General features: G+C 50.1%; 21 protein-coding genes and 1 other RNA gene. 5 read left to right on the top strand and 17 right to left on the bottom strand.

Annotated features, from left to right (window positions below; all coding sequences use genetic code 11):
* Positions 1-117 precede the first annotated feature (117 nt).
* Both KNP04_RS03075 and KNP04_RS03080 read left to right on the top strand, forming a co-directional pair.
* The gene (locus KNP04_RS03075) at positions 118-1,413 is read left to right on the top strand and encodes a Y-family DNA polymerase (RefSeq protein WP_214874620.1); all 1,296 of its coding nucleotides are present in this window, start codon (positions 118-120) and stop codon (positions 1,411-1,413) included.
* Entirely contained in the window at positions 1,410-1,739 is a 330-nt protein-coding gene (locus tag KNP04_RS03080; protein ID WP_214746123.1) for a YolD-like family protein, read from the top strand. Before KNP04_RS03075 ends, KNP04_RS03080 begins: the two co-directional genes overlap by 4 nt.
* On the opposite strand, the gene KNP04_RS03085 is transcribed toward KNP04_RS03080, so the two are convergent.
* Positions 1,736-3,292, bottom strand: a complete 1,557-nt coding sequence (locus KNP04_RS03085) for a SulP family inorganic anion transporter (protein WP_251129816.1) — start codon at positions 3,290-3,292, stop codon at positions 1,736-1,738. The two genes, KNP04_RS03080 and KNP04_RS03085, sit on opposite strands and share 4 nt — an antisense overlap.
* A gap of 194 nt (positions 3,293-3,486) precedes the next feature.
* On the opposite strand from KNP04_RS03085, the gene KNP04_RS03090 reads away from it, so the two are divergent.
* Positions 3,487-4,140 carry a hypothetical protein gene (locus tag KNP04_RS03090; RefSeq protein WP_214874622.1) on the top strand — a complete coding sequence of 218 codons (654 nt, stop codon included), beginning with the start codon at positions 3,487-3,489 and terminating at the stop codon, positions 4,138-4,140.
* 28 nt (positions 4,141-4,168) lie between these two features.
* Here the strand turns inward: KNP04_RS03090 and KNP04_RS03095 are convergent, their stop codons facing one another.
* Positions 4,169-5,581, bottom strand: coding sequence for an NAD-dependent epimerase/dehydratase family protein (locus tag KNP04_RS03095; protein WP_214874623.1), 1,413 nt, complete (start codon positions 5,579-5,581; stop codon positions 4,169-4,171).
* Between the two features lie 135 nt (positions 5,582-5,716).
* Here KNP04_RS03095 and KNP04_RS03100 point away from each other — a divergent pair, with 135 nt between their 5' ends.
* Positions 5,717-5,905 (top strand): hypothetical protein, encoded by a 189-nt coding sequence (locus KNP04_RS03100; protein ID WP_214874624.1) that lies wholly within the window; start codon positions 5,717-5,719, stop codon positions 5,903-5,905.
* Between the two features lie 81 nt (positions 5,906-5,986).
* Positions 5,987-6,487, top strand: coding sequence for a hypothetical protein (locus KNP04_RS03105; RefSeq protein ID WP_214874625.1), 501 nt, complete (start codon positions 5,987-5,989; stop codon positions 6,485-6,487).
* Positions 6,488-6,524: 37 nt separating this feature from the next.
* On the opposite strand, the gene KNP04_RS03110 is transcribed toward KNP04_RS03105, so the two are convergent.
* The 15 genes from KNP04_RS03110 to KNP04_RS03180 all read right to left on the bottom strand — a co-directional run bounded on the left by KNP04_RS03110 (position 6,525) and on the right by KNP04_RS03180 (position 20,162).
* On the bottom strand, positions 6,525-7,172 hold the full coding sequence (locus tag KNP04_RS03110; protein ID WP_214874626.1) for a hypothetical protein: 648 nt from the start codon (positions 7,170-7,172) through the stop codon (positions 6,525-6,527).
* An 11-nt stretch (positions 7,173-7,183) separates the two neighbouring features.
* A complete protein-coding gene (locus tag KNP04_RS03115) occupies positions 7,184-7,648 on the bottom strand; it encodes a GNAT family N-acetyltransferase (protein WP_214693536.1) in 465 nt (154 codons plus the stop codon).
* Positions 7,649-8,185: 537 nt separating this feature from the next.
* Positions 8,186-9,145: an HNH endonuclease gene (locus KNP04_RS03120; protein WP_214874627.1), complete on the bottom strand. Its 960-nt coding sequence runs from the start codon at positions 9,143-9,145 to the stop codon at positions 8,186-8,188.
* 71 nt (positions 9,146-9,216) lie between these two features.
* Entirely contained in the window at positions 9,217-9,819 is a 603-nt protein-coding gene (locus tag KNP04_RS03125; RefSeq protein WP_214874628.1) for a hypothetical protein, read from the bottom strand.
* A gap of 175 nt (positions 9,820-9,994) precedes the next feature.
* A complete protein-coding gene (locus KNP04_RS03130; protein ID WP_012726898.1) occupies positions 9,995-10,138 on the bottom strand; it encodes a hypothetical protein in 144 nt (47 codons plus the stop codon).
* 119 nt (positions 10,139-10,257) lie between these two features.
* Positions 10,258-10,613, bottom strand: a transfer-messenger RNA (tmRNA) gene (gene ssrA, locus KNP04_RS03135).
* Positions 10,614-10,662: 49 nt separating this feature from the next.
* Positions 10,663-11,133 carry an SsrA-binding protein SmpB gene (smpB, locus tag KNP04_RS03140; protein ID WP_214693541.1) on the bottom strand — a complete coding sequence of 157 codons (471 nt, stop codon included), beginning with the start codon at positions 11,131-11,133 and terminating at the stop codon, positions 10,663-10,665.
* A 54-nt stretch (positions 11,134-11,187) separates the two neighbouring features.
* A complete protein-coding gene (gene rnr / locus KNP04_RS03145; protein WP_214874629.1) occupies positions 11,188-13,593 on the bottom strand; it encodes a ribonuclease R in 2,406 nt (801 codons plus the stop codon).
* 15 nt (positions 13,594-13,608) lie between these two features.
* The gene (locus KNP04_RS03150; RefSeq protein ID WP_214758316.1) at positions 13,609-14,349 is read right to left on the bottom strand and encodes an alpha/beta hydrolase; all 741 of its coding nucleotides are present in this window, start codon (positions 14,347-14,349) and stop codon (positions 13,609-13,611) included.
* A 102-nt stretch (positions 14,350-14,451) separates the two neighbouring features.
* On the bottom strand, positions 14,452-14,676 hold the full coding sequence (gene secG / locus KNP04_RS03155; protein WP_012726902.1) for a preprotein translocase subunit SecG: 225 nt from the start codon (positions 14,674-14,676) through the stop codon (positions 14,452-14,454).
* Positions 14,677-14,749: 73 nt separating this feature from the next.
* Complete coding sequence (locus KNP04_RS03160) at positions 14,750-15,637, bottom strand: YitT family protein (RefSeq protein ID WP_083600113.1); 888 nt, start codon at positions 15,635-15,637, stop codon at positions 14,750-14,752.
* 47 nt (positions 15,638-15,684) lie between these two features.
* A complete protein-coding gene (locus KNP04_RS03165; protein WP_214874630.1) occupies positions 15,685-17,025 on the bottom strand; it encodes a glycosyltransferase in 1,341 nt (446 codons plus the stop codon).
* Positions 17,022-18,230: a glycosyltransferase family 4 protein gene (locus KNP04_RS03170; RefSeq protein ID WP_074033967.1), complete on the bottom strand. Its 1,209-nt coding sequence runs from the start codon at positions 18,228-18,230 to the stop codon at positions 17,022-17,024. Before KNP04_RS03170 ends, KNP04_RS03165 begins: the two co-directional genes overlap by 4 nt.
* A gap of 21 nt (positions 18,231-18,251) precedes the next feature.
* The gene (gene galU / locus KNP04_RS03175) at positions 18,252-19,133 is read right to left on the bottom strand and encodes a UTP--glucose-1-phosphate uridylyltransferase GalU (RefSeq protein WP_214693547.1); all 882 of its coding nucleotides are present in this window, start codon (positions 19,131-19,133) and stop codon (positions 18,252-18,254) included.
* Between the two features lie 231 nt (positions 19,134-19,364).
* Positions 19,365-20,162 carry an aminoglycoside phosphotransferase family protein gene (locus tag KNP04_RS03180; RefSeq protein ID WP_214874631.1) on the bottom strand — a complete coding sequence of 266 codons (798 nt, stop codon included), beginning with the start codon at positions 20,160-20,162 and terminating at the stop codon, positions 19,365-19,367.
* Positions 20,163-20,170: the final 8 nt, after the last annotated feature.

The raw sequence follows: 20,170 nt of genomic DNA on the forward strand, positions 1-20,170 counted from the left end.
TTGGTTAATTTTCAAAAAGTCTTTGTAAAAATATTTTCAATTCACTATTTGAGACGGCGTGAGACCGTGTTACGATGAGAAAAACAGAACATTTGTTCGTAAAAAGGAGTGGTGACGATGCGCAGACGAATTTTTTGTATCGACAGCGTCTCGTTCTATGCCAGTTGCGAGTGTGCCGCGCGCAACAAAAATCCTTACCGCACGAAGCTCGTCGTCCTCTCGAATCTACAGGACAGCGGGGCGCTCGTCCTCGCGGCGACCCCGAAGATGAAGCAGCTCGGCATCAAGACCGGGTCGCGTCGCTTCCACATCGACCGTCTTCCGTGGCACGAACGACGGGACGTTTTGTATGCCGAGGCGCGGATGAGTCATTACTTGAACGTCTCCATCCAAATCATCCACATCCTCCATCAGTTCGCCCCGCCCGAAGCGATTCGTGTCTACTCGATTGACGAGACGCTCGTCGACATGACGGGGACAGAGCGGCTGTTCGGAAGTGACGAGCACGTCGCCCATCTCATGCGCGCGACGATTTTTCGCTATACGGGCATCCCTGTGACCATCGGCATCGGACCGAACAACGTCCTCGCCAAGCTCGTCCTCGACTTGCATGCGAAAAAGAAAGGGGTCGCCACGTGTCTTCTCCACGACGTCGAGCGACTGATTCACCCTTCCCCAATCGAGAAGATGTGGGGCGTCGGGGCGAAGATGGCGGTCCACTTGCAGCGACTCGGTATTTGGACGATTGGTGATTTGGCCCGCTATCCGCTCGAGTCTCTTCATGAAAAATTCGGCGTCATCGGTGCCGAACTCTGGCATCACGCCTGGGGCATCGACGAGTCGCCGACCATCTTGCCGGCGAGCTCCTTGTTCGGGGCGAAACGGACGCGACCGAAGTCGATCGGACACGGGATCACCCTCATGAAAGATTACACGACGTACTCCTCGATCCGGCTCGTCCTACAAGCGATTGCGGTCGAAGTCGGAATGCGGACCCGGCAAGCGGGACTTGTCGGGGGTACGATTCATCTCGGGGTACGCTATACGCGGACAAGCGACCGAGGCGGATTCAGCAAACAAAAGAAGCTCCCCCGCTTCACAGCGGACGAGCAAGAGTTTTTACCCATCTTATTGCAACTATTTTTAGACGGCTGGGAAGAGACCGAGGCCGTCCGCTACGTCTCGGTCGCACTCGGCAAACTCGAGCCACGGAGCGACCACGTCCAATTGTCGTTCTTCGAAGACGAATGGGCGAAGGCGAAACGGCTCGACTTCCTCGATTTGATTGACGGGTTGAACGTCCGGTTCGGTCGCGGCACAATTCGACCGGCGTCAAGCTTACTGAAAGACAGTCCGCTCCGGACGCGCCAACACTTAATTGGCGGACACAAACAAGGAGGCGATTCCTCATGAGCAAGACCCGCTATCGTGACCGGGGTGAATTGAAATGGATCCCATTTCTCATGCCCGAACACGTCGCCCTACTGAAACGTTATTATGCCCAAATCCAAAAGATCGAACTACCCGACTTGGACGAACAGCTCCTCTATCTCTGGCAGACCGAGCTCGAACGCGCCATTCGTGAAGGCGACCAGGTCGAGGTGACCTTGTTCGTGGACGGCTTGACAAAAAGCATGCGCGGCTACGTCCACGCCATCTATTATGCCGAGCGCGAAGTCGAACTGTTCGACGGTGAAGTACGGCGCGTCCCGTTCGGTGACATCTTGTCCGTTCGTTAAGACGCCTCGATTGCCTCTTGGGTTGTCTCGAACGTCTCAATCCCATCGAGTAGTCCATAGTGAGCAAGCGTCGCACGGACCGATGGCGACAGATGCGCGAAGATGACGTGACGGTCGGCCGCTTTCAGTTCGGTGACGACACGACGCAACTCCTCGACTGCGGTCACGTCGATGACCGGGCAGCGGTGGAAGTTGAAGATGAACACGTTCGGCTCCCGATGGATGTGATGGAGGACGTGCTCGAACAGCTCGACCGCACCGAAAAAGAGGGGACCTTCTACACTGAAGACGATTTGTCCGTCCCGCGTGACGTACCGTTCTGTCCGTTCACGCACGTCGATTGTATCCGCCATCCGCTTCGCGAAGAGCGCGAGCGCACAGATGACCCCGACCTCGACGGCGACGACCAAATCGACGAATACCGTCAATAGTAGCGTGACGAGAAGGACGAGCGATTCGGATGAACGATGACGTAACATCGCCATCACGTGATGACGCTCGGACATGTTCCAGGCGACCCGCATCAAGATTGGAGCGAGTGCGGCGAGCGGCACGTAACTCGCGAACGGTGCGAGGATGAGCACCGCAACGAGGACCGTGATACCGTGAATGACGCCGGCGCGTCGGCTGACCGCTCCCGCTTGAATGTTTGTCGCCGTCCGAGCGATGGCACCTGTCGAGGGGATTCCACCGAAGAACGGCGTGATCACGTTCGCGAGCCCTTGTCCGAACAGTTCCTTGTCCGGCTTCATCTTCGTGCCCGCCATCCCATCGGCGACCGTTCCCGATAAGAGTGACTCGAGCGCACCGAGGAAGGCAATCGCGAACGCAGACGGAAGGAGCGTTGTGATCAAGTCGACGTCGATGGCGAGCCAGTTGAACTCCGGCAGTCCGCTCGGGATGCCGCCGTAGGCACTCCCGATTGTCGCGACTTTATCTGGGATGAGGAGACTGACGAACGTCGGGACAAGCATCGCCATGAGTAAGAGCGGTAAACGAAACGGCAGCTTCGGTACGAGCCAAAGCGTCAAAAAGCCGATCCCGGCAATGACAATCGGCCATATCGACGCTTCGGGCAACGCCTGACCGAGACGAAGCAGATTTTCATGAAAGTGCGGCGCCTTCTCAAACGTGACCCCGAACAACTCATCGAGCTGGTCGACGAAGATGACGACGGCAATCCCGGCCGTGAAACCGATGGTGACGGCACGGGGCATGAAGCGGATGAGCCGTCCGACCCGAAGCACACTCATGAGGAGCAGTAACACACCAGCGAGGACAGTCGTGACGAGCAACCCCTCATATCCGTATGCGAGAACGACACCCGAGACAATCGGGATGAACGCTCCCGTCGGTCCGGCAATTTGGAACGTCGAACCCCCGAACAAGCTGACGAGGATTCCAGCGAAGATGGACGTGTAGAGCCCATACACCGGTGGGACGCCTGAGGCGATGGCGAATGCCATGGCGAGCGGGATGGCGACGACACCGACCGTGACCCCGGCCGAGATATCTTTTTGCCACATCTCACGTGTGGAGAGTGAGTCTTGCATCATACATTCCTTCTTTCCAATCAGTTCAAAAACGAGTTTAGTGTACGCCTGGAAAGAAGGCTTGTAAACGGGTTGAGAAAAACGTTAACAGAATGTACAAAGAACGAGATGGTACAATAGGCATTAGACACACACTGATAAAAGTTAGAATCGTTGAACTGATATTACCTGCCGTAACAAAGGAGATATGATTCATGGAAGAACAGTTTGCCATATTAAAGGATTTGTCTGAATATCGTACACCGACTGAGATGAAAAGTTATTTTGAAGAGGTGATTCAGGCTCTTAAGGATGATCGCATGGCTTTAGAGATTTCGAGGTTGCGCATAGGCAAGTTCAAAGAGTTTCAAGAGGAATTCGTACCAGCCTATGTATTCTCTCTCTCACCTTATTTTCCAAAAGACGCTAAAGCGAAAGTCATCATTGGAAATCAAAATTATGACTTTGTCCTACTGTATCCAAACGGGACTGAAGAAAAGTTCGAAGTGAGTTCTTACATAAACGGACCACGAGAAGTGGAAATTGCGCGCGCTTTAAATGAACATGGTATGTGGAGCTCCAGGTTAAAAAGTTATGAACAGCTAAAAAAACAAGCAACAACGTATATTGAAGAAACAAAAAAGAACATGCTGAAAAAATCCAAAAAGGATTATACACATGCATCTTTATTATTTGAAGTATCTACTTTTGAATTTTCCGTCATCTTTCACAATGAATTTGATACCTCTCTCTTGGACTTAGCAAACTTCATGTACGACACTCCATTTAAAGCAAAACACGTCTATCTTATCATTCAAAATGGAGATGACATTCCGACGGTAGCGTCTAACATCATCAAAGTAAAATAAAAAGACGCACCTTTCGATGCGTCTCCCTTCAATTCGTCGGAGCCTCTACGACTTGATCGCCATCTTTCGCGTCTTTCGCCAGCAACTTCACGTGACGACCGAATAACCACATAACGACGAGATGGGCTTTCGCCTGCGTCTTCGTATAGAACCACCACGGAAGTGCTGGTACGAACTCATGGATGGCGACGAGTCCTTCATCCGACTCCGGTAATCGTCTAAATTCGAGACGTCCCGTCTTATTCTCTTCACTCAGTTTAACGAACTTACCCCCGTCAATCGCAAAGGATGCCATATCGTCCGTCGCTTCTCGTTCAAGGGATAGATGAAGCGCGACGAATGACGGATCGAGCAGCGCGATTTCCCAATCATCGTCTTCTTTCGTCGTCTGAATAAGCGGATACATAAAACGACCGAGCCACTCAAAGTACGTGTCCGCCATCCAAAGTGCCGACTTCTCTTGCGGCAGACCGAACCGCTGAATCGAGCGGACGGTGTATGACTTCGGCTGCTTTTTCTTCTTGTCGCCCGAGGCTTGTTTCTCCTCTTCTTCAAGCGCATGTTCGACCGCCTGTTTGAATGGAATCTCACCTTGTCCGATGCCTTCCACGGTATCTTCTGCCACCATCGCATGCCCCATGCTCTCGACGAGCGGATAGACGGTCGCCTTCGGTTCACCCGTGACGGCCATGACCCACAGACGCGACAGTTTGATTGTCGGGAACGGGAAGTCGATCAGAACGCGACGCTTGTCCATAACCTCGGCCGTCTGTTCGATCATCTTCCGATACGTCATCACCTCGGGACCCCCGATATCGATATGACGATCATAAAGCGACTCGGCACCGACGACCGAGATGAGCGCCTGAACGGCTTCACGGATGTCAATCGGATGTGTCTCCGTCTTCGTCCAGCGTGGCAGGATCATCGACGGCAATCGTTTGACAAGCTTCGCTAAAATCGGGAATGATGAACCTTCCGGACCGATGATGAGTCCAGCCCGAATCGTCGTCACCGGGACGCCTTGTCCGCCGAGGATACGTTCGACCTCGAGCCGACTCTTCAAGTGACGTGACAACGTCTTCTTTTGTTTCGGAATGATGCCGCTCAAATAGACGATTTGCTCGATATCGTTCGCCTTCGTCGCCCGGGCAAAGTTGTCTGCAATGAGCGCATCCATGTCTTCAAACGTCGCCTGCGTCAAGCCACCATCCGGAATCATCGAGTGGACAAGGAACATGGCGTAGTCCGCTCCCTCACAAGCTTCTCTGGTTGCCTCATATGAAAATAAGTCACAGGCACGCCATGTGATATGGGCTTCATCTTCTTTATTTTTCGTTGATCGCGATAACGCGATGATGTCGTACTCTTCTTTTAGCTGCTCCATCACGTTCGAGCCGATATAGCCGCTCGCCCCCGCTATAACAATCGTTTTCCGCATAAAGCTCACTCCCCTTCAATTTCACATAGAAGTAATGTACCCGTCTTTTCGAAAAGATAAATCAGTCTAAGTATGTAGAGCCTGCCCGTTAGATACGTAATAAAATGAGAATAATTAGAAAAAGGAGGGATATTCATGGGTTTCTGGTATTTTCTTTTACTTGGGTTAGGAATTCTCCTCATCGTGCGAGGGATTGCAAGTAGTGCGAAACAAGGTGGATTGATCTTAGTCGGGCTTGTGATGATCGGAGTATCCATATTTATGTTCCAAGATGGCAGCGCGGACTTGGTCGCAAGTTGGTTTGATCAAATCACGGGTCGATAGACCAGCAGTGGAATAAATCGATATCACCCGTTATAAGATTGGTAACCAACAGACTTCAATTCATGTGGAGGGAACACGACGATGAAACAGTTCAAACGAGTAAGTGCCATGGCGTTATTCGCCTTGATTGGGTTTGTTCTTTTCCACTATGCGACAGAGTCAAAGACAGGATCCGCTGCATGGACGACAGAAGCTGCGACACATCACTTCAAAGACATCTTAGACGCGCAACGAGTAGCAATTGAAGCACATACCCCGCTCGAAGATATCGAGCGAACGAAACTATCGCACGAAGATGATCTCGTTCGACTCGTCCTCGGTCAGCGGGATTGGGTCGAGCAGTTCCAATATACAATTCAGGATGTGCAAGTGGAGGAAAAAGGCGGTTTCTTATATGCGAATGCATATGTGACGAGACATCTTACATTCCAAAACGGTGTAACGACTGGGCTTGGTGACGAGATGACGATTCAATTGAGATCTCCGAATGAGGCAATAGAAGAAGTCGAGCTTGATAATCATAGTGTGACACAATTAGGCCAACCCTTTTTCAAACGCTGGATCAGTCGAGTGTTTGACTGAACAAATCCCACTTTCCGATTGGAGAGTGGGATTACTGTTAAAATGATAAATCTAAACCAGTACCGTCATCTAGAAGTTCTCCGTTTTTAGCGGTATAGTCGACACGAATCTCGGCTCGCTGCAAGATGTCGTTCTCTTGTAATGCAGACATCCATGTCCGAACGAGTGCTTCGTCCCCGGCTTTCGGTTCTCGGTGAAGCGTCAATAAGATTGTCGGCGACACATCAGCTGTCTGATAGGCAATCGGATTTGCCGAGGAGACATCAAGTTGTCGGATACTTTCTTCGTCATATAGGACGACATAGGTGACGTCTGAACCAAACGCCGTGTCAATCGAATCTTCAATCGCCTCTCTGACCGCATCTTCCCATTTGGATGAGAGAAACGTATCAACAATTTCTCCGGTCGACTCATCCTCGTAGACATAAAACTCCGTCCCCGTCACCGAATCCACCGCAATCGCCGCATACTCAAACGAAAAGTTTCCCATGTTGTCGAATAATACGTCCTCTGTCACTTCAGCGTCTTTGAATCGCTCGAGTACATATGATTCAGCCATCTTCATCACTTTTGCTTCCTCATCGGGATCTGGTTGCATCGACCGATAAAAGGCAAATACCAACCCTGCCACCCCAATCACAATCACGCCAAATCCGACCAAAAGCCACTTCAAGTAACGTTTCATGTCGACTCCTCTCATAACTGTTTGTTCATGGCGATGGACGCTTCTTGGAATCCGAGTCGTTTATACAATCGCTGTGCGTCTGGGTTCGTACCGAATACACTTAATCCAATGGATGTTGCACCAAGTTCTTCTGAGGCGACTTTCTCAAGTTTCTCAAACACTGCTGTCGCGTATCCTTGTCCACGGTACGTCTCTTCAATCAAAATGTGATAAATGAAAACACGTTTCGATTCAGCTTGAAACGCATACCACAAAATCCCGACACGAGTGTCTTCGTTCATCACATGAACAACGGTCTGCCCTTCCCCGGGGCGATTATCTGGGAAGAGGTCGTGAATCAATTGTGTCGATTCCTCTTGTGCCAATACCATCGGAAGTTGATAGTTTCGTGCCACATCTTTTGCATAATCGTCAATCAACCAAGTCACATAATTCGCGATTTCTTGTTCCGTCATCTTGTCAAAATGAATGGTCATCTGTTTATCCCTAATCGTTTTCCTTTAGTGTAACATACAATTTTTGGAATAAATATTTTTAATGAAGCTCAGATTTTTGTAAAGTTAACTTATGCTATAGGAGTGAATTCAATTTCATAAGCTTTACCAAACCCAACTTGCAAACTTTTCGAAAAAAGTCGCCTTCACTATTATGTTGTTCCTCCTTGATTTTCCATCTTGTAAGGACGTTCACGTCAATCTATTCTCCGAATCGACTAACCCATTCATGGAAATTACTCTTCAGAGCGTCAGAAATCGTGAAGACATCCATCTCTATCTTGTATTGACAGACCGAATAGCATATCGGATCCGCTCCCATATCGGCCTCTATCGTATGTCTTTTTCAAATTTTCACAATCACAAATCCTATTTATCAATTCGCTACCTTATTTCTTTTTAATACGCGTCCAGACATAAATACATTATCTTCTTCGTTCATTCATTTTAGATTTTCTAGTGTCTGACTATAATGAATACTAAACAAAAGTCGAACCTAATTGATAAGGTTCGACTTTTTCACGTCTTCGGTGCCCAACTATTTTCAAATCCATTTTGAACAGCGTAATGATACAAATGAATGAGTTTTGACTCTTTGTATGTAGACAAATGTTCTGACGTACGCAGTTCATGATTTCGTTCTACCAAAGTATAAAGATAATCAATCTTCGCTAATCGATTATTCTTGCTTGTATTGCACGTCGGACATGCAAGAACAAAGTTCCATAAGACATCGTTTTGCATATAAGACCACGGAATGAAATGATCAACGTGAATCTGTTTTACCGGCTTTAAGCAATAAAAACAGGTTGAATGACCGTGGCTTAATAAAATTTGTTTAAACTCTTCAAGCGATTGACGCACAGACACAAACTCCAGCTTACTCAAGATCCGTTTCATCGCATCTTGTGAATTGTACTTCTCTAAGAAGACGGCTAACTGATAGTTTGTCACGTTCATTAGAATGCGTTTGTATTTTTCAAAAAATACAACATACACCGGAACGAGCTGAATCCACTCTTCTTTTCGATTAAAGGAGTAAATCGTTTCGTTAAATGAGCGATAGAAAGAACCATATACGTATTTTTTATAAAATTGATTCACGTTCCGGATCAATTGACTTTGTTGATGTTCTGGTAAGCGGTCGAAGTTCCAATCTCGTGGGATGTCATTTTCTTTCTGAAAGGAGACCATAGCTTTTTCAACAGCGCTCTGCTTTCCTAGTTGATTCATCTGTGTCAAACCATGTGTCACAATGAGATTCCAATAGATTTTCGTCACATGTTTAGCAATCTGATGGAATGACACGACACCTGATTCATTTAATTCTGTTGTACATTCAAGTAACGCCTTCATCAATACATGTTTGTACGTAGTCGTGTGAGAAGCGTTCATCAGAAATTGTTGCGTAAAGCGCCATAAGTCAGATTCGGTTAAATACGTATCTTTTGCCTCAGCGACACTTAAATCCCATCCCAATGGCTTCACCTCCATCTATTCGTTGCACTATTGATTATAACGAATACAGATAGGAAGTGGATCACGATGCTTCATACAGGAGCAGAAAACTCTCTTTTGATTTGTTCGATATCAATCATTGTCTTTTCATGAACATACTGAATGAGCGCATCATACTCTTCGACCGTATTCAGTTTTTTGAACTTCTCCACATCTCCTTCAAAGCCCGTGAAATAGTCACTTTGATACTCCGGGTTGTTGAACAGTCTCAAATATTCCATATAGTCCTTGATGGTCATTTGACTCACGATGAGAGAGAGAATGACCTCCCACTCTTTAATCCGCCCCTCATGAATCTGTTTTTTGATGACGATGTCTTGTGCTTGTTCCATTTTGATTTGTTGAATGCATTGCTCCACTTCTAGTCTATATTGGAACAACTCATCTCGATTTCGAGTGTCTAGCGTAGGCGTCACTTCGGTTAAATAGTACTGATACCGTTGCTTTCGCGGATGCTTGTTCTTGGCTTTTTTAGGACTTTGCTCCGAGTCGTCAGGGTTCTTCAATCGTTTCTTTAAATTGATTGACTCTAAAGCTCCAATGATTTCTTTGTTATGTTTTAATGCAAGTTCGACCACTGTCGGACCATATTTTTTGAATCCATTCGCAATAAGTTCCGTCGATTTTTTAGACATGAGGAATTCTCCTTTGATATGTAAATTTCATGACGATTTTCAAAAAACAACTCGTAGTTTCTATTCAACAAAGGAATGCTCAATCCCTTGAATCCATTCAAAAACCAAATAATCGGTTTCCGCTATCCATAAAAAAAGGGATTATTGAGCAGTCACTCAATAATCCTTCACCAAATCACTTCTTCTCTTGTTGCTTCTGCAAATACGCCTCACGAAGCTGGTTCAATCGTTCCTTCTTGTTCGAGACAGTCGGCTTTTTCCCGTCTTGGTACTTCGCTGCAGCTACCTTACTTCTCGTATCTAATTGATATTTCCCCATGCGTTTCACCTTCCTTTCTTTGTGGCTGACTCACAAGCAAAAGCAAAGACCCCCTAATCTCAATGAAATTAGAAGGTCTTCATGAAAATCATTGATCGCAGTCGTTACAGACTGCTTCAAAATGGAGACGGCGGGAGTCGAACCCGCGTCCGAAGGCATCGTAACGTATGCTTCTACGTGTGTAGTTTATCTATTGAATCTCGATGTGACACTGCCGATAAACAGGCGTTGTCGCATCCAGTCTGTTTCATCTCTTCTTCGCGCCCTCAGACGGCGAGGTTGAAGCGTAGCTTGCTTAGTTTGAGACCCTGAAAGTCATCCACACAAGCGATGGATGTCAGGATCCGCAGGGCACTTAGGCTGCTGCGAGTTGTGTGTTAGTTTTGCCAGTTATAGGCGTTTGCGTTTTAACGAGGCCGACCCCTCGACACGCCACATACGACCGACCTACCCCCGTCGAATCCATAACGTCCCCGGGGTGGTAATTGGTACTATATTTAATATACCACAATCAGGATTCGTTGTCAGTATTTTTGCCGATCACGCATCGCACGGTCGACGTCACGTTTCGCATCTTTCTTCTTCAAGTCCTCGCGTTTGTCGTACTTCTTCTTCCCTTTTCCGACGCCGAGCAGGCACTTGGCGAACCCGTTTTTGATATACACTTTGAGCGGGATGATCGTGTAGCCGTCACGCCCTGACGCTCCGATGAGCTGATTGATCTGCTTCTTATGCAACAATAGCTTTCGGACGCGAAGTGGCTCATGGTTGAAGCGGTTCCCCTGGTCGAACGGGCTGATATGACAGTTGTGAAGCGTCGCCTCGCCCCCGTCAAACCGGACGTACGCATCCGCGATATTGATCTTCGATTGACGGACCGACTTGATCTCCGTCCCTGTAAGCACCATGCCTGCCTCAATCGTATCCTCGATCGCGTAATCGAAGGACGCCTTGCGGTTTTGGGCGAGTGCGTTCGAATCTTTCTTCTTGGCCATACACATTCAGTCCTTTATCTACAAGATACGGAGGAAGGGACGAGCCCCTCCCCGTCAGCGACGCTTCTTCGCACCTCGTTTGGCGTCGCCTTTTCGTTTATGCTTGTCTTTCTTCTTCAAGTCGAGTGCCGAACGGCCTTGGGAAGACTTCTCCCCGTCACGTTTCGGTTTCTCACCTGGTTTGCCCGGCTTCCCAGGTCTTCCTGGTTTGCCGCGCTTCTTCTTGTCGTCCCGACCGCGACCGCCACGACGGTCCTTCTCATCCTTCTTCGGACGACCGCCTTTCGCTTTGATCGTCGTCGGTTGGCGACGCGTCGATGGTTCCCGTTTCGGCATGCCGACGACCGTGAAGTCAATCGTACGCTCGTCTAGATTGACGGCGTCGACTTTGACACGGACGGCGTCCCCGATCCGGAACTGACGTTTCGTCCGCTCCCCAAGTAGCATAAGCTGTGATTCGTCGAAGTGGTAGTAGTCATCCATCGACTGAAGACGAACGAGACCTTCAATCGTATTCGGAAGCTCGACGAACATCCCGAAGTTCGTGACGCCGGCGACGACACCATCGAACTCTTCACCGAGATGGGCTTCCATGTATTCGGCTTTCTTGAGCGCCTGTGTCTCGCGCTCTGCGTCGACCGAACGACGTTCCCGTTTCGATGCCTGTTCGGCGATCGCCCCGAGACGGTCCTCGTACTTCGCAATCGTCTGCTCCGACAAGTCGTTGTTGAAGACGTATGTGCGCATGAGACGGTGGACAATCAAGTCCGGATAACGACGGATCGGTGACGTGAAGTGCGTATAGAAGTCCGTCGCGAGTCCGAAGTGACCGAGCGAGACGTCATCATATTTCGCCTGTTGCATCGAACGAAGCATGATCGTGCTGATGACCGGCTCTTCCGGTTCTCCGTCGATCGCCTTCAAGATTTTTTGAAGCGTCTTCGGTTCGACCGTCTCTCCTTTGATGCGTTCGATGTGAACGCCAAAGTTTGCGACGAAGTCGAAGAAGAAGTCGAGCTTGTCCGGTTTCGGATTGTCGTGGACACGATAGATGAACGGCACGTCCATCTTGTGGAAGTGTTCAGCGACCGTCTCGTTGGCCGCGAGCATGAACTCCTCAATCAACTTCTCGGCGACCGAACGTGGACGAAGCACGATATCCGCCGGCTTCCCTTCCTCGTTGACGACGACTTTCGCCTCGGCGAAATCGAAGTTGATCGCACCGCGTGAGTTGCGTCGTTTCCGAAGGACTTCCGCGAGCTCGGCCATGAGGTCGAACTCACCGATGAACGGCTCATACTTTTTCAACGTCTCTTCGTCATCGCGCTCGATGATCTCACGGACATTCGTATACGTCATCCGTTCCGTCGTCTTGATGACACTCGGGAACAAGTCGTGGCGGACGACCTTCCCGTTTTGCGGGGAGATCTCCATGACACAGCTGAGCGTCAAGCGGTTGACGTGCGGGTTGAGGGAACAGATTCCGTTCGAGAGTCGGTGCGGCAACATCGGGATAACACGGTCGACGAGATATACACTCGTCCCGCGCTCGAGCGCCTCGACGTCGAGCGGCGAGCCCTCTTTCACGTAATGCGAGACGTCGGCGATATGGACACCGAGCTCGTAGTTCCCGTTATCGAGTTTTTTGACGTGGACGGCATCGTCCAAGTCTTTCGCATCTTCGCCGTCAATCGTAAAGATCGTCTCGTCACGAAGGTCGACGCGACCGATGAAATCTTTCTCATCCGCCTCGTCCGGCACCGCGTTCGCCTGCGCGATCACGTCCTCCGGGAACTCCGTCGGAATGCCGTGTTTATAGACGATCGACAAGATGTCGACGCCTGGGTCGTTCTTATGTCCGATGATGCGGACGACGTCACAGGCACCGGCGAAGCGTCCGTCCGGATACTTCGTGATGCGCACGACGACTTTATGTCCGTCGACGGCACCGAGCGATTTGTCCGGGTTGACGACAGGCCAGAAGTTGATGCGCTTGTCATCCGGCTCGATGAAGGCGAACTGGTCGAGTCGACCGCTCGGGAGCGTATACGTCCCGACGAACTCGGAGAGTCCGCGCTTCAATACTTTCAATAGGATTCCTTCTGTCTTGCCACGGTTGTCCTCGCGTTTTTTGACGAGGATCGTATCGCCATGGTAGACGTCCTTCAGTTGGTCGGGCGGCAAGAACACGTCTTCCGCTTCCCCTTCGACCGACAAGAAGCCAAATCCGCGCTGGTGGATCGAAATGATCCCCGCGACTTGGCCGAGCGAGGCGAGCGTCCCGTAACGGTTCGTCCGCGTCCGGCCGATAGCACCCTCTTCCTCGAGGGCATTCAATGTGCGGATGAGTTCTTTGAAGTCATCCGTCGACGCGAGCTGTAGTCGCTCGGTCAGTTGATCGACAGAGAGCGGTTTCTCGCTCGCCTGTAGGATCTCTAGTAATTGGTCACGTAAATTCAACGTGACACCTCCTTCTTAGACTGACCAGTCTAACGTTTCGAGAAAATCGAGCACGTCCTGGTGCAGTTTCTCTTTTTCTTTGTCGAGCGTGATCACATGTCCCGAGTTCTCATAGATGAGCAACTCTTTTTGGAACGTGTTGACAGCCTCGTAAATTTGATTCGCCGATTCCGGGTCGATCATGTTGTCTTTGGCGCCTTGGACGACGAGTGTCGGGACGAAGATGTCCTCGAGCTTCGACGCCGTGTCGCGGACGAAGGCACGGAGGTCTTTTAGTGTTGGCATCGGTTTGAACTCTGCCATCTCCTGCTCAATCTGTTCTGGCGACTTTTCTTCTCTACCCTTATATTCTCGGGCATATGCCTGGACTCCTTTGTACAAGCGGTCCTCGGCATCGATTCCAGTCGGTGCGCACATCGGGATGACCGCCTTGACGTCTTTCTCCTCGGCGAGACGGAGTGACATCACGCCACCTAGCGATAGTCCGCAGACGACGATCTCCTCATGGCCTTTGTCGACGAGTGTCTGGTAGGCGTTCAAGACGTCTTCCCACCAGTCTTTTGGTCCATATTGGAGTAACTCTTCCGGTGGGACGGCATGACCACGATAGATCGGTCCCATACATGTGTATCCTTCTTTTTGAAGGAAGCGACCGAGCATGCGGACATCCGCGCTCGATCCAGTGAAGCCATGTAACATCAACACGGCACGTTTTCCGCCCTCGAAGAAGAACGGTTTTGGTGCAGTCACTTTCATTTTATCTGTCATCTCCTCGTATCTACATTATTCCCAAAAAATAAATCGAAAAAACAAAAGCTGACCGCCTCACGTGAAAATCGAGAACGATCAGCCTTATCATCATAATGATGCGACTAGTAATCCTAAAATGAAAAACAAAGTGCCTAGTACAGCTGCAGTTCGGTTCAAAACAGCATCGAAGCCGCGCGCTTTCTGGCGTCCGAACAACTGCTCCGCGCCACCTGCAATCGCTCCAAGACCTTGCGACCGACCTGACATGAGCAGTACGACGACAATCAATAAGACAGCCACGACAAGTAGGCTGATTGTAGCGATCGTTTGCATAGTAGTCAGTTCCTCCTTCTATTTACACGCCTTTTATTATATAGAAGTTATCGTCAAAACACCAGCATTCAAATTATCGGGACGGGTAGCTGAATCCTTCCCCGATGACTTCCTTCACTTGGTGGATGACGACGAAGGCGCGGTCGTCCGTCACTTGGACGATTTTTTTGAGTGGCGCGATCTGACGTTTGTCGACGATCATATACAACATGTTCTTATCCTGCTTCGTGTAGTAGCCGTGCCCATGAATGATCGTCGCCGAGCGACCGAGCGTCTCCGTCAAGACGACAGCGAGTTCTTCTTGTTTGTCGCTGATGATCGTGACGGCCTTGCGGATGTTGAGTCCTTCCGCGACGAGATCGATGACCCACGAGCCGATGATGATGGCGATGAGCGTATAGAGGACGACCTGTTCCCCTAAGAAGAAGCCAGATGTCGCGACGACGATTGCGTCGATGATGAACATCGAGACGGCGACGCTCAAGTGGAGATAACGTTCCATGAGACGGGCGATGATGACGCCCCCTCCGGTCGTCCCACCGACACGGAGCACCATGCCGATCCCGACCCCGATCATGATTCCGGCGTAGACGGCCGCGAGCAGTTTATCCTCGGCAGGGCTGCCCCAATCGTGCGTCAGACTAAGGAAGAATGACGTCGCGACGACGGCGATGACCGAATAGACCATTGTCCGGCGGTCGAGCAGCTTATAACCGACGATAAAGAGAATCCCGTTCCCGATAATCGACGTGAGCCCGAGGTCCCAGCCGAACACGTAGTACAGGATAATCGTGACCCCGAGCAGGCCACCTTCCGAGAAATCGTTCGGTACGGTGAAGTAGTTGACCCCGAACGAGAGAATGAATGAGCCCGCGATGATCCAGGCAATGTCCTTCACCGAGATGGTTTGTAGCTTACGCCAAACTTGTTGGCGTAAGAGATGTTGCTGTTGACGTTTCATAAATGTCCTCCTTCCATATAAAAAAGACCGCGGCCAAAGCCGCAGTCTTAAGATTGTACTGGCTTTGGCGCACCGTCTTTCATAATCGGCAACTTGCGCTCCGCTGCGTTCGCGTAGACGTTCAAGAGTGCCTCTTTTTCCAAATCCCAGTTATATTTCTCACGCGCGGTCTTCGTGTTCTCTTTGACACGCGCATAGAGTGCTTGGTCTTCAATCAAACGGTTGACGCCGTCTGCGATCGATTGTGGATCGTGCGAGTCGACGAGCACCCCGACATCGTTCCCCGCAACGACCCGTTCGATCTCAGGGAAGTCACATGAGACGACCGGTACTTCGGCCATCAAATACTCGAACAATTTGTTCGACGACGCCGAGTAGTGGTTGAAGCAGACGTTGTTCAATACTTGGAAGCCTAAGTAGGCGTTCATCGTATAGTAAGGTAACGCTTCGACCGGTACTTTGTCAATCATCTTGACACGATTGCCGACACCTTCCGTCTCAATCAACTGTTGAATCGTCGGTTTGAGCTTCCCGTCCCCAATCATGACGAGCGTACCTTCTTTAAAGTCTTTCGCCGCGAGCACGAGCTGTTCGAGACCGCGACCTGCTTGAATCCCACCTTGGTACAAGAGGATCTTCTCGTCTTTTGGCAAGTCGAGGAGCGCATGCAAGTCCTTACGGAGCGAGAAGTCGAGCGGACGATAGAACGGATAGTTGTGAAGCACGTACGGATAGAATCCGTATAGCTCTTCATTGTGTGCCGCACGTGTATGGTTCTCGACCATCATCGTATCGACGAACGGCAAGAGCCATCCTTCGAGGTTACTTTGGATGTAGCCGTAACCTGTACGGTCCGTCTGTACTTCGTGCGAATCGTAGACGATTCGACCTTTGTTGAACACTTTTCCGGCGAGGAGTGCCTGCGGGAGCGTGTTCAAATCGTTCGCATGATAAAAGTCATATGACTTCTTCGTCGACGTGAACACCATCTCGAGCATCGCACTCGCATTCACGATTTGCTTACGCACTTGCGGCAACAAAATCGTCCCGACCGCTGCCCCGAGAGCGAGCATCGTGAACGGTGCGAGTAGGAACAAGCCGGCACCGACGAGTCCGGCACCGATTTGACGGGTCCGTTTCTCACTTACCCATTGATACGTCTTCTTCGCAAACTTGAGCGCGTTGACGAGAATCGATGGCTGACGCTTCACGCGGATGACGCGGAAGCCTTCCGGACGCATCTCTTCTTTCGGTAACTCTTTATTTTTCGGGTCCTGAAGCGCAATCAAATCAACTTCATAACCTGCCTCGGCGAGTGCCGAGCATTCGCGAAGGACGCGCGCATCATTCGTAAAATGGTTCCATACAAACATACATACTGACTTCATTGTGTTTCCTCCATCACTAACTGTTGTACGACTTGATCTAACACGTCGATATTCTCTTCCCAACATAAATTCTCTTTGACGTAACGAATCCCGTTCGCCCCGAGCGCCTCCCGAAGGTCCGGTCGGTCGAGGAGCTTGCGGAGGATCCGCTCGATCTCATCGATATCCCGTTTCCGAGAGACGAATCCGACTTCGGCCGCTTCAATGACATTCGCCGCATGGCCTGACACTGCTGCGACAATCGGTTTGCCGACCGCCATATAGTCGATGAGTTTCCCAGGGATGACCGTATCGAACACTTCTTGCTCGATCAGGCTGACAAAGGCGACGTCCGCATTTTTAATCGCCTGGAACGCCTCCGTCCGTGGCATCGCTTCAAGGAACAAGAAGTTTTGGAAACCACGCTCTTTGATCGTCTGCTTCAACTCTTCTTTACGATATCCGTAGCCGATCAGTTTGAAGTGGATCCGTGGTTCGTCACGGAACCGTTCGGCAAGTTCGAGTAAGAGCGAGACGTCTTGCGCGAGCCCCATGTTTCCGGCATATAGAATCTCCATCCGGTCGTCCGGCGGGATCGTCCGCTCAAGCGCTCGTTCCGACTCCCGAATCGAGTTCGGCATGTAGTGGATTTTCTCGTTTGGGACACCGCGTTGACGCAGATAGCTGCGGAAGCCTTCCGAGTTGATGATGACCTCATCAGCGGCACGATACAGCCGCTTCTCGAGCCAAAATGCTGGCGCGAGCACCCAGTCGTGCTTGAACACGCCGACCCCTTTCACCGATTCCGGCCAAAGGTCACGAACGTCTAAAATGAGGGGGACACGATACTTCCGTTTCGCATATACCCCGACAAACGCCATAAAAAAAGAAGGGGTCGTCGCAAATACGACGTCTGGCTTCAATTTTAACTGACGGACGGACCCGATCCCTTTCACCATCTGTTCGAGGAACAAGAAGAGACGGCTGACCATGTTGGACGTATGTTTCCGCTTCTTCGTGATGAGTCGTTTGATGAACGGTTGGTCGTTCAGCTCCCGGTCATTCCAGAAACGATCGTCCTGATACATATCAAAGCTCGGGTACGAAGGAGCGGCCGTGATGACCTCGACTTCATACCCGCGCTGCTTCATCAAATGCGTAATGTTTTGCATCCGGTTACCGGCGCTGCCGATCTCCGGATAATAGTTTTGACACACCATGAGCATAGTTTTCAAAAATAACACACCTTACTGTTGATCAAGTTCGTCCACGAGCCGTTTTAACAAGGCATGGACGTCATCTTTTAAATCAGGATCGCTGAGCGCGTGGCAAATCGTCGTCTCGACGAATCCGATCGGCTCCCCGACGTCATAGCGTCGACCATCAAATTCGTAAGCAAATACCGTCTGCGCCTCATTCAAGCGTGCGATCGCATCCGTCAATTGAATCTCGCCTCCTGCCCCGGCTTCTTGTCCTGACAACGCCTCAAAGACGTCCGGTGTCAGCACATAGCGACCAAGAATGGCAAAGTTCGATGGGGCCTCACCGACGGGCGGCTTCTCGACGAACGTCCGCACCGGGATGAGCTTCCCTTCGACGGCAAGCGGGTCAATTATACCATATCGGTTCGTCATTTCATACGGGACACGCTGCACACCAATGATCGAGCGTTCATGCGCCTCATATTGGTCAATCAACTGCTTCGTCGCCGGCACGTCGGATTCAATGATATCGTCCCCGAGTAAAACCGCGAACGGTTCGTCCCCAATGAATTTCCGAGCACACCAGATCGCATGACCGAGACCTTTTGGCTCCTGTTGGCGTATGTAGTGAATGTTCGCCAAGTTCGAGGAGTGTCGAACCGATTCGAGTAAGCGGGTCTTCCCTTTTGACTCCAAGTTTTGTTCCAACTCGAGCGCACGGTCAAAATGATCCTCGATGGCGCGCTTATTCTTACCCGTGACGATGATGATGTCTTCGATTCCTGAAGCGACGGCTTCCTCGACGATGAACTGAATCGTCGGTTTGTTGACGATTGGCAACATCTCTTTTGGCATGGCTTTCGTGGCTGGTAGGAAGCGGGTGCCGAGACCGGCGGCTGGGATGATGGCTTTACGTACTCGTGTCATTAGCATTGGCTCCTTTACTCGTTATGTAATGAGTATACCCAATATTTGTGTGTTCTGACACAAAATAGAGGTCATGACAAAAGAGTCATGACCAATCATCGTCGTGCTTCGTTTTTAGATAATACCACACCCCAAATGTGATCAGACCGATGACAAGAAGAATCCCTAGCATCATCATGAGAAACGCCTCCCCATTCGCGCTTCAGTAATCTATTCCCTTCCTACATCGTTTCAGAACCACTTCTGACCATGTGCTCGAATGAAACGAAGTTCTTCTTGATAATGATCGTAGTGGCCCTCATCCATCATCTTTTGGAAGGCGATATCTCCTTCAGCGGCTTTCCGCTTCATCAACAGACAAAGTGCCTCGATGCGTAACTGCAACATCTCAAACAAGTCTTCCTTAGGGTCTTCCCAACCGTACGCCTTTAAGAATAATGAAACACGTTCTTGATACGACTTATCATCTCGAATCGCATCGTAATAGATGACTTCTCCTGATTCAGCTTGATGCCGGCGACTGAGCGGGACGAACGTGTAAAGCGCGTAGACGATATCCCAAGCTCTCGGACCTGGCGCAGCCAAATCAAAATCGATGACCCCTGATACTTTTCCCTTATGAAAGATCGTATTGTAGACGGCGAAGTCATTATGGCAAATGACCTCTAACGGTTGAGGCGTGTTGTCAATCGGTGCCCACTCCGGTGACCATTCAAAATCTGTCGACGCATCATGCAGACGTCTCATTAGTCGTGCAACATCCTGAATCGCCTCATCGGACCACATGTAAGACTTCAAGGGATAGTCTGCGGTTTCTCCTTCCAAGTAAGTTAACACTTCTCTTCCTCGATCATCGATTCCGATAAAACGCGGCACTCCGGAAAGTTGCTTTACCTCCAAATGACGTAACCATCGATGAATACGCTCGCTGCCTTCCTTTTGAGTACGATAGACGTAATCCCCCTTTTTATAGACAGTCGACACGTTCCCGCCACTCAATCTTTTTTCTTGTTCATCCGATTGGTCCATCCAATCTC

Origin of the sequence: Exiguobacterium sp. CH10 (assembly GCF_018617635.1) — a bacterium.
GTDB lineage: Bacteria > Bacillota > Bacilli > Exiguobacteriales > Exiguobacteriaceae > Exiguobacterium > Exiguobacterium aestuarii_A.